Source organism: Actinoplanes sp. NPDC051388 (genome assembly GCF_055586225.1).
The window spans coordinates 1-13,750 of record NZ_JBVJIP010000019.1 but is presented as its reverse complement, the minus strand read 5'-3'; the positions used below and the strand labels follow the sequence as shown (position 1 = coordinate 13,750).

The window sequence follows — 13,750 nt, the reverse complement described above, 5'->3', positions numbered from 1 at the left end:
TGGTTGGCGACCGAGCCGGCGAACGCTCCGGTGGCCCATTGCACCGGGGCTCCGAACCCGCTGCCGGTGGACAGCTTCACCCACACGGCGTCGGCGTTCTGGGCGAGCAGGTCCGCGCGTCCGTCGCCGTTGACGTCGCCGACGTGATTGGCCTGGTCACCGGAGAACGCCCCCGCGGCCCATTGCACCGGCGCACCGAACCCGCTGCCGGTGGACAGCTTCACCCACACGGCGTCGGCATTCTGGGCGACCAGGTCGTCGCGGCCGTCGCCGTTGACATCCACGTCGCCGGCAACGACTCGGAACTCCGGTACGGCACCACAGTTGTGGCTGACGAGTTCTTGACTCTGACCCACTTGGACGGTCACCGGGGATCCGTTGAACCATGACCGGACAGTCTCGCCGTCCTGCTTCTGTTCGAAGTGCAGGTGCGGGGATCCACTGTCCCCGGTGCTCCCCACTCGTCCCAAGATCTGCCCCTGCGTCACCAGCTGGTCAAGTGACACCAGCGGCTGAGAAATCATGTGCAGGTAAAGGGTTTGCCATCCGTTGCCATGGTCGATCCGCACGTGCCAGCCGCCGCCGTCGTCGTACCCGGACTTCGCCACGCGTCCGGCGAACGCGGCCAGAATCGGCTGGTTGTTCGTGCCGCCACCGACTTTGGTCAGATCGAGGCTGTTGGTGTTCGGTTTGTGCCCGTTATACGTCTGAGCCAGCCATTGGTCGCCACAGGCGAACGGGAGTTGGAACAGCGGCCGCGGTCCGGCGGCGGTGGCCTCCGTGGAGATCCCCAACACTGTCGTGAGGGCAATCATGACCAAACCCAGGATCGCCGTCGCGCGCCTGTAAGTATTCCGACTTCGTGACACCTCGGTGCCCCTTTCAAACAATGAACAAGTCCTCCGGACAAGACGAGTGCTGGGCCACACAACCAGACGGTCCACTCGTGCCGGCCAGCACCGGGACGGGACGGGACGGGACGGCCCTCAACCAGGACCTTTATGGAGAGTCGGGATGATGCCCGATCGGCTGTAGCCTGTTCCGGAACGGCGACGGGGGACGGTCATGACCGACACAACTGCGACGGAGGCGCTGGCGGCCGCGCTGCGCAACCTGAAACACCGTAAGGGTCGTTCTTACGAGGCGTTGGCGCGACGAGCGGGGGTGAGCAAGTCGGCCCTGCATCGCTATGTCAGCGGAGAAGCGCTTCCGGGTCAGCTGAGTGTCGTGGAGCTGGTGGCACGCGAGTGCGACGCTACCGCGGAGGAAATCGCCAGGCTTCGCCAACTCTGGATCACGGCAATGCACCAACGGCCGACGGCTGACGAATCCGTATCGTCCGATCGAGACGCTGCGACGTCAGACACATCCGACCGGCGGGTCGCCACGCTGGTCGCTGCTTCGCCACCGGTGACCAAGCTTGCGCGGTGGAAGTCTTGGCGGTTCTTCCGGTCAGCGTTGACCATGATCTGCGTAGCCGCGGCCAGTTCGGCGGTGACCGTGCTCGTGGTCAACGGAAGCGACGCCGACACCAATCTCGACGTACGATCCACGGCCACGGCAGGGGCTGCCTCCTACCGTGAAAACTGCGAGCCGAGGGCTGGAGTGAAGCACATTGACTCCCGGCGTTCCGGACACATCTGGCGGACCGATTACGTATGCCCCAACAAAAAGGGCGCCGGCCTGTACTCCGAACCGGGTGGCAAGTTCAAGGTGGCGGTGATGGAGACTGACCGCAGCTGGTTCGCTTGCTGGATCGCCCTACCAACCAGCCAACCCGGTATTTGGTACTACAGCCGCGGCGATCACGCCGAACCGGGTGCGGAGCAATGGGACGGCTGGGGCTTCGTGTCCGCTGCCGATGTCATGCTCGATGCGCACCCTTTCCCAGCAATGCCTGAATGCTGGTTCGCAGCGACCAGCGGGACCGAACCCGCTCGCCCCAGAGGCTGAGGTGATAGCTCAGAACGGCTCCATCATCCTGGCCGGCTTCGTCGGCTGTCGGATGCCGGCGGCGATGGCGGTGATTCCGGCCGTGCGTAATGCGCCGGTGGGCGACCAGTCGCCAGCCAGGTACGGAGCCTGCGCCAGGCGAGCCTCACTCATCGCGCGCCGCCAGCCTTCGAGTCGATCTCGTGCCGACCACCAACGCTGCGGACCGGCAAGATGACGGATCTCCTCGTGACCCAACGAGAGTAGGTACTTGGTCGCTGCGTATCCCGAGAGCTCACTATCTCTGGACGGAGCGATGAGCTGAGTGGCTCGCAAGCCTGGGTACTGCCCCAAGTTCAGGACGGGGACGTCGATGGAGATCGTCTGGGGACCCTCATCGATCGGCTCGGAAAGGATGATGCCGTCGACGCCCTCCTGCATGAGGGCCTCGATGGCGTCGTCGATTCCACCCGGATCACCCTCGAACGTGTTGGCCAGAGCGAGGGTGAAGCCAGAGCTGCGGGCCGCCCGCTCGATTGCGATGAGCAGGGACGATGGTCCGAAGAGGGCGGTACCCAGTGTGACGACGCCGATACGGTTCGTTCGGCCGGAATTGAGAGCACGAGCGACATTGTTGCGTCGGTATCCGAGATCGCAAGCCGCCTGCAACACGCGCCGTCTGACGTCCTCGCTGACGTAGTCCTCACCGTTGATGACGCGGGAAACTGTCTTCTGCGAGACGCCAGCAAGACGCGCAACATCCGAACCACCGGGGCGCCGTGGCCGGGTCGCGGCACCGTTGGTGGTCCGGCCGGCGTGGGCCACGGTGTCTCCCTCATGACGGAACCGACTGCGTAGTCGCAGCAGACTATCGCAGCCGTCGCGGCAGTCATTGACTGACGTCGCACAACGGTGCGCACACGGCAGCACGCGGGTTTCCGGCACACGCTTGCGACGGGAAGCAGCAACTGCTGCAACCGACTTGTGCGCCACGCAATGCCTCTGGATGCGGCTCCCAGTGCGACGAAACTTCCTCGCAACACCCCATTGACTCGGACGCGTCCGTGAGCAAGACTCTCTGACTACGCTGTCATAGGTACGTGGTCAGAACTCATCGGGTCACGTCCTCAATTGCCCATGGCCTACGCGATGGCGCGCTCACACGATTCACCACCGGACTACCCCTCCAAGCCGCCGCCACGTCGCATATCTGATCGCGCCTCCGCCGACGCCGTGAGGATGAGGTACATGGACCTGAAGAAGCTCGGAGCGAACGGACCGTTGGTCCCCGCCGTATGTGTAGGCACAAGTCCGCTCGGTGGCTCGCCAGGCCTGTACGGATATGACGTGGACGAGCCACGAGCGATCGCCACCGTCTCCCGAGCGCTCGACCTTGGCTTCATATTCATCGACACCTCCAATGAGTACGGGAACGGCGCAAGCGAACGCCGGATCGGATCAGCGCTTCGCCACACCGTCGCTGGCGCGTCCGACGTGGTCATCGCCTCGAAAGCGGACCCACCCCCCGGCGAAAAGCGACTCGATGGCCCGCGGGTCCATGACTCATTCATTGAAAGCATCGAGCGTCTCGGTGTCGACAGGTTGGACGTGTTCTACCTGCACGACCCGGAGCGATTCGAGTTCACCGAGATGTCCCAAGCGGGCGGAGCGCTCGACGCGATGCTCGAGCTCAAGGCCGACGGCCTGGTTGACCTCGTGGGCGTGGCTGGCGGTGACATTGATGAGATGCGGCGCTATCTCCACACCGGACTCCTCGACGTTCTCCTGCACCACAACGGCTTCACACTGCTGGACCAGTCCGCCGACCAGCTGATCGTCGATTGCGCTGCAACTGGGGTCGCCTTCGTCAACGCAGCTCCCTACGCCAGTGGGATCTTGGCGAAATCGCCAGCAGAGCGACCTCGGTACCGATACCGGGCGCCGGCTGCTGCGGTGAGCGAGAAGGTCGCTTGGCTACATGAAGTTTCCGGGCAGTTCGGGGTCCCACTTGCCGCGCTGGCGCTGCAATTCTCGACTCGAGACGAACGTATAGCCTCGACGGTCGTGGGCGTGAGTGCCCCACAGCGGATCGATGAGTTGAGCTACAACATCTCTCTCGAGATACCCGGCGAGCTGTGGGCGCTGGTCCAGGACCGCCTCGAGCGCGTATCTCCGGACGGCTGAGCTGCGCCGGCCGATCCGGTACGCCGGGTAGGCGCAGTCCTGGTGGGGTACACGGTCTCAAGCACTCCCCGGTGCTGTGCCTCCTGTGCGACCGTTCGACCTCGAGGCAGCGGCGAAGACCGAGTCGATCCGCTTGATCGCTGTGCGCAGGTGGTGCTCCATGGCCTGTTCGGCCGCGTCGGGGTCCCGCGCGACGATGGCGCGGGCGACGGCGACGTGCTCGGGTTGGGTTGCGGCCGCCTGTCCGGCGTGGTGGTAGAGGCGGTACATGTGCAGGTGGCTACGCAACCGGGCCAAGGTCTCGCGCACCAGTGCGTTTCCGCCGAGCTCAGCCACCATGTCGTGGAAAGTCGCGTCGTAGGTCATGTCCATCCGGTTTGCAGCGGGATCGTTCCCCCCGGCGCCGGGCGTGCGAGCAAAGCCCCGAAGTGCTGCCGCCTGGCGCGTGGTCGCGCGCGCCGCCGCCCGCGCGGCGGTCGGCGGCTCGATGAGCAGGCGTAGCTCGATCAGATCGTGGAGCTGGTCGAGCCCGATCAGCGGAGCGACGGTGTAACCGCGCTGCGGCGCTTTGATGATCAGACCCTCGGCCTCGATACCGGCCAGGGCTTCACGGACCGGGGTGGGGGAGACCCCCAGGGTGCGCGCCAGGTTGTCGATATTGAGCCGTGCTCCCGGGGGGAGCGAATGGTTGATCAACATGTCCATGACGACGTCTGTGACGTCATCGGTGAGGGAGCGTCGCTCGGCCAGCCGGCGTCCGGGCTCGCTCAACCGAATCCTGGCGTCGAAGTCGTCGGGGTTCAACAGGGCCTCCTTGCGACACAGCATAGGCAATGGCGACAGGTCGGTCAGAACAGGGAATAGCCGCCGTCCATGACCGTGACCTCGCCGGTCATGAAGGACGGCGCATCGCTAGCCAGGAAGACCACTGCGGGTCCGAGTTCGCCGTCGCGCCGTGTGCCTTCAGCAGTTCGACTACCGGCTTCAGATCATCGCGATGACGGGAAGGGCCGGCCGCGGCCGCTCCAACAGTTGTGAGCGCTTGAGCCAACTCCCTTCCAGGACCTCGTGATCCGCTGGTGACCTGCGCTACCTGTCCACTGAGGGGCAGCGCGTCCCATGACCTGGCCCTTCCGCGCGACAGGCACGCACAAATAGATCTGCTGACCAAACTCTTGCATCCCTATGCCATAGATCCTATATCATCTGCGAAACTCGCGCAGGAGGTGTGGAGGTGAAGATGCCGGATCGACCGACGTCGCCGAATGTCCCGCGGTCGGTGAGAACCGACAGCCCCGGCGCCGCTGACGCCGAGAGCGAAGCCGGCGCTGTCGAGCCGGTGACGGCGCTGCCCGCAGACGGGGACTCGCGGCTCATCCGGAGCGTCCTGCTTGCACTCAAGGGCGGGCCGCTGTTCATCCTCGGCCTGCTCGTCGTCATCTTGTGGATCACGACCGAAGGTCATGTGTTCCTGACCTACGGGAACGTCGGCAACGTCCTTGAGCAGTCGGCCGGTGTCTGCGTGATTGCACTCGGCCAGCTGCTGGTGATCCTGACGCGCGGCATCGACCTCTCAATCGGGTCGAACGTCTCGCTCGGATGTGTTGTCTGCACCGTGGTCTTCCGAGACACCGATTCAGCCGTCCAGGCGATCGGGGCGACGCTCCTGGCCGGGCTCGCGATGGGTGCCGTCAACGGGATCATCCTGGTTAAGGGGCGACTGCCACACCCGTTCATTGCAACGCTGGCGACACTCAGCATCGGGGCGGGGCTCGCGCTGTACATCGCGAGCGGGTCGACAATCATCGGCGCCCCCGACGTCGTCAACCTATTCGGAGGCGGCAGGATCCTCCAGATCCCTGGAGCAGGTTCGATCGGCTGGTTCCCATACGCCGCGCTGGTCGTGGCGGCATTCGCGATCTTGTGCTGGGTGGTGCTGCGAAAGTTGTTGTGGGGGCGATGGATTTACGCCGTCGGAGGGAGTCCGGAGGCGGCCGTGCGCACCGGTGTCCCGGTCAACGGCGTTCTGATCTCGGTGTACGTCTTGAGTGGGTTGTCCGGTGCCATCGGTGCTCTGTTGTTCGTGGGAGCCGCGGACGCCGGCTCGCCCTTCACCGGCGCAGGGATGGAGCTGAGCGCGATCGCGGCGGTCATCATCGGTGGGGGTAGCTTCCTTGGTGGCCGGGGCAATGTCATGAACGCGTTGACCGGAGCCCTGATCCTCGGCGTCATCAAAAACGGGCTGAACTTGTTGGGCTTCAACCCCAACTGGCAGTACATCGCCACCGGGATCGTCGTGATCCTGGCCGTCGAGCTCGACGTGGTCCGGGCGTACTTCGAGAACCGGTTCCGCAGCCTGCAGGCGCGACTCGCATGAGCGCCACGAGGATGACCGACACTCCGGTCCTCAGCGTTCGAGGTGCCACGAAGCTGTTCGGGGCCGTGGTCGCCCTCGACGATGTGGACCTTGACGTGCATGCGGGGGAGGTCCTGGCCTTGCTCGGGGACAACGGCGCCGGTAAGTCGACCCTGGTCAAGTGCATCAGCGGGGTGCATCGCCTGGATCGAGGCGAGATATGGATCGACGGGGCCCCCGTCCACCTCTCCTCGGCCACCCAGGCACGCGAGAACGGCATCGAGACGGTCTACCAAGATCTCGCGCTGTTCGACAATCTCAACCCGACCGCGAACTTCTTCGCCGGCCGCGAGCTGGCCGGCCCTAGCTGGCTGCCGCGAGGACTGCGCTGGCTCGATCAACGCGAGATGCGCGCGCGGACTCTGCAGCTGCTGGACCGACTGCAGGTGCGGCTGCCGGACTTCGACGCCGACGTGGCATTGATGTCCGGTGGGCAACGTCAGGCCATCGCGGTCGCGCGGGCGGTCGCGTTCTCCTCCAAGCTCGTCATGCTCGACGAACCGACGGCTGCGCTAGGGCTTCGCGAGTCCGCAAAGGTGCTTGAGCTGGTCCGACGCCTACGAGATGACGGCGTCGCGGTGATCCTCATCTCGCACAGCATGGATCACGTCATGGAGGTCGCCGACCGCGGCATCGTCCTTCGCCGCGGCCGCAAGATCGGTGAGGCAGCCGCCACGCCGGAGAACCAGGAACAGCTTGTCTCGTGGATCGTCGGAGCTCAATCCGTCGCCTCGACGTGAACGCACTACCGGTTGCCGCACACCGACGTGCTGCCAACCGCTTTCACCCCTGAGGAGTAGAAGTGACAACACGATGGAAAGCGTTGGCAGTCATGGCGACCGTGACCATGCTCGTCGCAGCCTGTGGCGGCTCCAGTGGGGCCGACGGCAGCACGGACGCTGCGAAGGGCAAGATCAAGGTCACCCTGATCACGAAGGCCACAGGTGGCTTCTGGGACGCGATGATCGCGGGCGCCAAGAAGTACGCCACGGACAACCCGACCCAGATCGAGCTGACGACCCTGGCCTGCAAGACGAACGACGACACCCCCTGTCAGATCGCGCAGATCCAGGACACCGTCACCAAGGGTGCCAAGGCGATCGTCATCTCCCCGATGGGCCCGGGGGTGGTGCCCGCTCTTCAGAAGGCCGTGCAAGCGGGTGTCAAGGTCGTCTTCGTCGACAACACCGTGGATGGCGTGGATGCCACTGCCATTTCGGCGACGGACAATGTCAAGGGCGGCGAGGCGGCGGGCGCCTACATCAAGACCCAGCTGAAGGCGGGCGACACGATTGGCCTGCTGGAAGCAGTCAAGGGCGTGCCGAACCTCGACCAGCGCATTGACGGCGTCAAGGCGGCGCTCGAGGGCACCGGCGTCAAGGTCGTCATCGGCGGACAGCAGACCACCTGCGACCCGAAGATCGGTGCCGCCGTCACGCAGGACCTGTTGACGAAGTACCCAGACCTCACGGCGATCTACTCCGCGTGCGACTCCCCGGCCATCGGCGCCGCCACTGTCGCCAAACAGAAGAACCACCCCTTGAAGATCTACGGCTACGACGGCGACCCCGAGATGTCCAAGCTCATTCTGGCGGGAGAGACGACGGCCACGATGGCGCAGTCGCCGTTCAAGATGACCAACCTCGGCATTCTGGCGGCGGTCAACTCGATCACGGGAACGCCATTCACGCAGAAGATTGATACCGGCGTCACGTTGGTCACCAAAGACAACGCCGACCAGTTCAAGGACGCCTGGAAGTAGACCACCGATGGGATGGGCCGGGCCGGCGCTTCAAGGCATGCGGAATGCCGGCCCGGTTTTCATCAGCCATGACCGCAACCAGCACAAGGACATTGACACGATGCAGGCAGCCCTATTGCGTGAGCCCGGGCGGCTGGAGAGCAGCGAGCTCCCCGAGCCACCGGTCCCCGGGCCGGGGGAAGCGCTGGTCGCCGTACGCCGAGTTGGCATTTGCGGCACTGACTTTCACGCGTACTCGGGACAGCAGAGCTTCTTCGCCTACCCACGGGTGCTCGGCCACGAGCTGGCGGTGGAGGTGCTGGCGCTCGGCCCCATCCTCAACGGCTCGACCGAAGCCTCCGGCGTCACCGTCGGCGCTGAGTGCGCGGTCATGCCGTATCTCTCGTGCGGGCAGTGTCGGTCCTGCCGCTGGGGGCTGGCCAACTGCTGCGAGCGCATCGAGGTCCTGGGTGTCACCGTGGACGGAGGGCTACGTGAGCGCATGTTGCTGCCGACCTCGGCACTGCACGTCCGGCCCGGCCTGAGTCTCGACCAGCTGGCGCTCGTCGAGACTCTCGGAATCGGTATGCACGCCGTGGAGCGGGCGCGGCCGCGCAGCGGCGACACGGCGCTCGTCGTCGGAACCGGTCCAATCGGCTTGGCCGTTGCCCAGTGCCTGGCCGGCCGGGTCGCGGCTGTGGCCGTCACCGACCGGTCCGATGATCGGTTGGCGTTCGCGCGTCGGACGCTCGGTGTGGCCTCGGCCCTTGACGGCTCAGACCTGGTGCGCGCAGTGGCCGACCAGTTCGGCGGGGAGCTGCCGACCCTTGTCTTCGACGCGACGGGCAGTCGCGCGTCGATGGAGCGGTCGTTCGAGCTCGTCGGCGCTGGCGGCCGTCTGATCCTCGTCGGACACACCATCGGTGTCCTGGAGTTCGACAACCCGTTGTTTCACCGGCGTGAGCTCGAGGTCCTCGCCTCGCGAAACGCACTGAGGACCGACTGGGCCACGGTGCTGGACCTGGTCAGCAATGGAACGTTAGACCCCGTGCCGTGGATCAGCCATCGGCCCACACTGGACAGCGTTGTGGTCGACCTGCCCAGCCTGGCCGGCGATGCGCAGCTGTTGGTGAAGGCGATCGTCGACATCGGTCCCGCACCTGGTTCCGGGGTGAAGTCGTGAGCGTCCCTCGGCTGTTGCGGCTCGCCGACGGCGACAACGTCTATGTCGCTGCCGGGAACGTGCGAGCTGGCACGCAGGTCCCGAGTGACTCCGAGCTCGTCCTGGTCCGTGAAGACATCGAACTGGGGCACAAGGTCGCGGCCGAAGCGATCGAGGTCGGTGCGCCCGTGGTCCGTGCCGGCATGGCGATCGGTGTGGCGACAACGCCGATCCAGGAAGGGGACTGGGTGCACACCCACAACCTGGTCAGCACCTACATCCGCACTTTCGACCACCGGGGCGGGGAGGACGGCGCGTGATGACCGGCGCTGAGGAGATCTGGGGCTTTGCGAGAGACGACGGACGAGCCGGCATCCGCAACAGCATCCTCGTGGTTTACACCGTCGAGTGCGCTCACATGGTCGCGGGCGAAATCGCGCGGGCGTTCGTCGAGGACGATGTGCAGGTGATCGGCTTCGGTGGGTGCTACCCGAGCGCATACGCCCACCACATGCTCGAGCAGCTGTGCACTCACCCGAACACCGCCGGCGTACTGCTGGTATCGCTCGGATGCGAGGGCTTCGACCGTGACCGCTTGGCCGACACCGTGCGCGCAAGTGGTCGACCAGTGGCCAGCCTGGTGATCCAGGATGCCGGCGGCACGCGCGCAACCATTGCCGCTGGACAAGCATGGGTCACCGGCGCGCTGAGGGAAGCCGCGGGGGTGCCACGCCGGGTCCTGCCATTGACCGAGCTTGTCGTGGGGACGATCTGCGGGGGCAGCGACGGGACCAGCGGCATCACGGCGAACCCCGTGGTCGGCCGCTTCTTCGACAACCTGGTTGCGGCCGGCGGCACAGCGATCTTCGAGGAAACCGGTGAGCTCATCGGCTGCGAGTCACACATGGCAGCCCGGGCCGTAACCCCTCAGCTCGGCGCGCAGATCACCCGGCGGGTCGAGAAGGCCGCCGACTACTACACCCGGATGGGACACGGCAGCTTCTCGCCCGGCAACGCCGAAGGGGGTTTGACCACTCTGGAGGAGAAGTCGCTCGGTGCCTACGCCAAGTCCGGTCGTGGCCCGATCCACGGCGTCATCACGCCCGGCCAGGTGCCGCCGACCCCCGGTCTCTACCTGCTCGATGTGGTGCCCGAGGGAGATCTGCGCTGGGGCTTCCCCAACATCAACGACAACGCCGAGATCGCCGAGCTGATCGCCTGCGGCTCACACGTCGTGGTGTTCACGACCGGCCGCGGATCCGTCGTCGGGTCAGCGATCTCGCCAGTCGTGAAGGTGTGCGCCAACCCCGAGACGTACGCGCGCATGGCTGACGACATGGATGTCAACGCCGGTCGGATCCTGGACGGCGAGGCGTCGATCGATGAGGTGGCGGCCGAGCTGATGGACGTCGTCGTCGCCACGGCCAGCGGCCGACCGTCCGCGAGCGAGGGACTGGGCCACCGTGAGTTCGTGCTGACCTACAAGTCATCCGAGCCCGCCGGGCCCTCCTGCTTGCCGCTCGCCCGATGACCATTCCCTCGACGATCAGCGCGCCCCGGTACGACGCGGCCGCCGTCGTACCCTCCGTCGTCCATCTCGGGCTAGGTGCTTTCCACCGGGCTCACCAGGCGGCATACGCCGACGATGTCCTCGCCACCGGATCGCTGTCCGGCGGCATCTGCGCGGTCTCCCTGCGGAACTCCACCCTGCCGGCGGCCTTGAGCCGCCAGGGTTTCAGGTACCACGTGGTCGAAACGGACGATGCTGGTGATCGGGTCCGAGCGATCTCATCGATCCGGCAGGCGCTCTCGGCTGGATCCCACGGGATGGCCGCCGTCATCGACCGGCTAGCTGACCCCAGGATCGAGGTCGTCACCATCACTGTGACGGAGAAGGGCTATTGCGCGGTAGGGGCGACCGGGGCCCTCGACCTCGACCGGGACGAGGTCGCCCACGACCTTCTGCATCCAGCGCAACCGCAGTCCATGCCAGGCGTCCTGGTCGAGGCCCTGGCCCGACGACGGGTGGCGGGTGTCGCGCCCTTCAGCGTCTGCTCCTGCGACAACATCCGATCCAACGGCGCCACCACCCGCCGAGTTGTCACGCAGCTCGCCGCCCACCGTGGGGACGACCTCGCCGACTGGATCGCCGGTGAAGTGGCTTTTCCCTCGTCGATGGTTGACCGCATGGTTCCCAATCCGACCCAGCAACTGCGCGAGACCGTCCGGGACCTGACGCAGACCGACGACGAATGCGCGGTCGCCGCCGAACCATTCTCGCAGTGGGTGATCGAAGACACCTTTCCTGGCGGCCGACCCCCGTGGGAAAGGGTCGGGGTCGACTTCGTCAGTGACGTGACGCGTTACGAGCTGGCGAAGGTGCGAATTCTCAACGGCGCCCACAGCGCCTTGGCCTACTTCGGGTTGCTCGCCGGCCACACAAAGATCGATCAAGCGGCGGCCGACCCCCGCCTTTCCCCCGTCGTGCGGCTCATGCTCCTAGACGAGGTCCTACCAACGTTGGCACCGCCTCCGGGGATGGACCTCGAGCGCTACGTCGACAACTCGCTGGCGAGATTCACCAACGGGCAGCTGGGCTACACGACCCACAAGGTGGCAGGGGACGGGGCCGGAAAGCTTCCTGGCCGTATCCTCGGCACCATCTCCGACCGTCTCATGGCGGGCGCGTCGGTCGACCGCCTGGCGCTGGTGGTCGCCGCCTACGCGATATGTCTGCTCGGCCCTCCTGCCCGTCGACTGGCGATCGCCGATCCGACACTGCATCGCCTGATCGGCCCCGCGCTGAAATCGACGGCGCCGGCAGTTGAGGCGGTCGACCGACTGCTGTCGCTCGAGGAGATTTTCGGACGGGACCTGGCGAGCGCCCCTCAGTTCCGGACGGCCGTGCATCGCCATGCTGAGCTGCTCTGGCGAGGTGAGCTGTCTCTCGCGCTGGCCCGAACCGGAAAGGTCTCCGGTGACTCGGCCTGTAGTTGACCTAGATCTCACGGACGCGTTCGGCCACCTTCGGATCCTCCCGGTAGTGGTGATACACGACGCGCAGGATGCGGAGCCGTTGGCCTTGGCCCTCGAGGTCTTGCGTCAGTGCGGGGCTTCTTCAAAGCTGTGGACTATCGCAGTTCGACCGTGACCCCGTCGTCGGTCAGCGATTGCGTTATCTGCTTGAAGGTGAAGATGCGCCTGCCCGAGACAGCCGGTGCCTCACGGCGGAGACGTTCCCGTGCTACCGCAGAGTAGTGCCAGACAAGGCTGAACGGTGTCGTTGCACCCCAATCACCGCGCAGGCAGTCGTGCACCGCATCAGCGTTCCAGCCGAAATAACCGCCCGGCCCGTTGATCGCTTCACCGATGGCGCAGTAGAACCCTTCAACGTCGGTGACGTCACGCCCGTCCAGGTGGAAGGTAGCGTCGGCGGGTTTGTCCGCTACGTCGCGTCGATGATGGGCGAGCGCCGCCCCCATCCACTGGTGGCGGAGGTCGGCATCATAGGGAACCCAGTGACCGGGCACGGCCGGGCGGCCACGATGCCAGAGTTCCCAGATCTCCCGTGACTGGGTCGGCATGGGCTCGGAGATGGCGGCGTCGAACCAGATGTCGATCAGACCTTCACCGATCGGCGAGGGGCGCGTGGCCGTGACTGATGCTTGCAGGTAGGCAGAGATCACCGGCGCTGTGGTGCCGTCGTTGGCAACGCTGAAGACTTGGGCGTTGATCCGACGACGGTGCATCGCACCTCCCGGATTACCGGCCCCAGCGGCAAGGGCATCCAGCGCTCGGCGCAGCAGGGGCTCCGGAGAGCACCCCAGCAAGGCCGCAGGCCGGGTACTCGCTGCCCGGCGTTCGATGTCCGGTGCACCATGTGCGGAGTCCTCCGGTACGAGCAGGGGAAGCGGGTCGGCGAACAGCCCGTCAACGTCAACACACGCGGCGATCACGGCGTCGTCATCGACATCGACCAGGAGCCAGCGAAGCGGTGCCCGCCCGGCCCATAACCATCGTCGACCATCGACAGTCGCACCCCTTCTCACGGGATGACCATACCGCCACCTGCCATGTATTCAGGATCTAGGCATCCGGACATGCCGCGCAGACGGGGCGTCGGACCCGGTCGTCGTCACGTTCCGTGCAGGCGGTGAGCGCCGGGCTGCTGGTCCGACGTCTGCGGACGTGGCACCCCTCTGTGTCAAGAGGCGGCGAGGAGTGGTGTTCTAGGCTGGAGTCTGGCGGGTCCGGGAAGTGACTTTTCCGAAGTGTCGATCATGGGGTTCTGGTCGGCCGCGCTGGATTGCAGAGT

Annotated in this window: 13 protein-coding genes and 1 pseudogene; 9 read left to right on the top strand and 5 right to left on the bottom strand. The window is 65.8% G+C overall.

The window, feature by feature from the left end; all coding sequences use genetic code 11:
- A partial coding sequence (locus ACZ6TI_RS37245) for a peptidoglycan DD-metalloendopeptidase family protein (RefSeq protein WP_465349942.1) occupies positions 1-815 on the bottom strand: 815 nt, incomplete at its 3' end.
- Positions 816-1,065: 250 nt separating this feature from the next.
- Here ACZ6TI_RS37245 and ACZ6TI_RS37240 point away from each other — a divergent pair.
- On the top strand, positions 1,066-1,953 hold the full coding sequence (locus tag ACZ6TI_RS37240; protein WP_465349941.1) for a helix-turn-helix domain-containing protein: 888 nt from the start codon (positions 1,066-1,068) through the stop codon (positions 1,951-1,953).
- A gap of 9 nt (positions 1,954-1,962) precedes the next feature.
- Here ACZ6TI_RS37240 and ACZ6TI_RS37235 read toward each other — a convergent pair whose 3' ends face one another.
- The gene (locus ACZ6TI_RS37235; protein ID WP_465349940.1) at positions 1,963-2,757 is read right to left on the bottom strand and encodes a LacI family DNA-binding transcriptional regulator; all 795 of its coding nucleotides are present in this window, start codon (positions 2,755-2,757) and stop codon (positions 1,963-1,965) included.
- A gap of 423 nt (positions 2,758-3,180) precedes the next feature.
- Between ACZ6TI_RS37235 and ACZ6TI_RS37230 the strand changes: the two genes are divergently transcribed.
- Positions 3,181-4,116 carry an aldo/keto reductase gene (locus ACZ6TI_RS37230; protein WP_465349939.1) on the top strand — a complete coding sequence of 312 codons (936 nt, stop codon included), beginning with the start codon at positions 3,181-3,183 and terminating at the stop codon, positions 4,114-4,116.
- 57 nt (positions 4,117-4,173) lie between these two features.
- Here ACZ6TI_RS37230 and ACZ6TI_RS37225 read toward each other — a convergent pair whose 3' ends face one another.
- Together ACZ6TI_RS37225 and ACZ6TI_RS37220 are read right to left on the bottom strand one after the other, a co-directional pair.
- Entirely contained in the window at positions 4,174-4,920 is a 747-nt protein-coding gene (locus ACZ6TI_RS37225) for a GntR family transcriptional regulator (protein ID WP_465349938.1), read from the bottom strand.
- Positions 4,921-4,964: 44 nt separating this feature from the next.
- Positions 4,965-5,051 (bottom strand): annotated as a pseudogene (locus ACZ6TI_RS37220) (SDR family oxidoreductase); the annotation flags it as partial.
- Between the two features lie 305 nt (positions 5,052-5,356).
- On the opposite strand from ACZ6TI_RS37220, the gene ACZ6TI_RS37215 reads away from it, so the two are divergent.
- The 7 genes from ACZ6TI_RS37215 (at position 5,357) to ACZ6TI_RS37185 (ending at position 12,432) form a co-directional block, all read left to right on the top strand.
- Complete coding sequence (locus ACZ6TI_RS37215) at positions 5,357-6,493, top strand: ABC transporter permease (RefSeq protein WP_465350098.1); 1,137 nt, start codon at positions 5,357-5,359, stop codon at positions 6,491-6,493.
- Between the two features lie 65 nt (positions 6,494-6,558).
- The gene (locus ACZ6TI_RS37210) at positions 6,559-7,272 is read left to right on the top strand and encodes an ATP-binding cassette domain-containing protein (protein ID WP_465349937.1); all 714 of its coding nucleotides are present in this window, start codon (positions 6,559-6,561) and stop codon (positions 7,270-7,272) included.
- 92 nt (positions 7,273-7,364) lie between these two features.
- Positions 7,365-8,294 (top strand): sugar ABC transporter substrate-binding protein, encoded by a 930-nt coding sequence (locus ACZ6TI_RS37205; protein ID WP_465349936.1) that lies wholly within the window; start codon positions 7,365-7,367, stop codon positions 8,292-8,294.
- A gap of 37 nt (positions 8,295-8,331) precedes the next feature.
- The gene (locus ACZ6TI_RS37200; RefSeq protein ID WP_465349935.1) at positions 8,332-9,456 is read left to right on the top strand and encodes a zinc-binding alcohol dehydrogenase family protein; all 1,125 of its coding nucleotides are present in this window, start codon (positions 8,332-8,334) and stop codon (positions 9,454-9,456) included.
- Positions 9,453-9,755 carry a UxaA family hydrolase gene (locus ACZ6TI_RS37195; protein WP_465349934.1) on the top strand — a complete coding sequence of 101 codons (303 nt, stop codon included), beginning with the start codon at positions 9,453-9,455 and terminating at the stop codon, positions 9,753-9,755. Before ACZ6TI_RS37200 ends, ACZ6TI_RS37195 begins: the two co-directional genes overlap by 4 nt.
- Entirely contained in the window at positions 9,755-10,966 is a 1,212-nt protein-coding gene (locus tag ACZ6TI_RS37190) for a UxaA family hydrolase (RefSeq protein ID WP_465349933.1), read from the top strand. Before ACZ6TI_RS37195 ends, ACZ6TI_RS37190 begins: the two co-directional genes overlap by 1 nt.
- On the top strand, positions 10,963-12,432 hold the full coding sequence (locus ACZ6TI_RS37185; protein WP_465349932.1) for a mannitol dehydrogenase family protein: 1,470 nt from the start codon (positions 10,963-10,965) through the stop codon (positions 12,430-12,432). Before ACZ6TI_RS37190 ends, ACZ6TI_RS37185 begins: the two co-directional genes overlap by 4 nt.
- Positions 12,433-12,566: 134 nt before the next feature.
- On the opposite strand, the gene ACZ6TI_RS37180 is transcribed toward ACZ6TI_RS37185, so the two are convergent.
- Positions 12,567-13,184 (bottom strand): barstar family protein, encoded by a 618-nt coding sequence (locus tag ACZ6TI_RS37180; protein WP_465349931.1) that lies wholly within the window; start codon positions 13,182-13,184, stop codon positions 12,567-12,569.
- Positions 13,185-13,750 lie beyond the last annotated feature (566 nt).

Coding starts and splice junctions, on each gene's coding strand:
- ACZ6TI_RS37200 (WP_465349935.1), top strand. CDS start 8,332: ATGCGGAATGCCGGCCCGGTTTTCATCAGCCATGACCGCAACCAGCAC.
- ACZ6TI_RS37230 (WP_465349939.1), top strand. CDS start 3,181: ATGGACCTGAAGAAGCTCGGAGCGAACGGACCGTTGGTCCCCGCCGTA.
- ACZ6TI_RS37190 (WP_465349933.1), top strand. CDS start 9,755: ATGACCGGCGCTGAGGAGATCTGGGGCTTTGCGAGAGACGACGGACGA.
- ACZ6TI_RS37240 (WP_465349941.1), top strand. CDS start 1,066: ATGACCGACACAACTGCGACGGAGGCGCTGGCGGCCGCGCTGCGCAAC.
- ACZ6TI_RS37215 (WP_465350098.1), top strand. CDS start 5,357: ATGCCGGATCGACCGACGTCGCCGAATGTCCCGCGGTCGGTGAGAACC.
- ACZ6TI_RS37180 (WP_465349931.1), bottom strand. CDS start 13,184: ATGCACCGTCGTCGGATCAACGCCCAAGTCTTCAGCGTTGCCAACGAC.
- ACZ6TI_RS37185 (WP_465349932.1), top strand. CDS start 10,963: ATGACCATTCCCTCGACGATCAGCGCGCCCCGGTACGACGCGGCCGCC.
- ACZ6TI_RS37205 (WP_465349936.1), top strand. CDS start 7,365: ATGGCGACCGTGACCATGCTCGTCGCAGCCTGTGGCGGCTCCAGTGGG.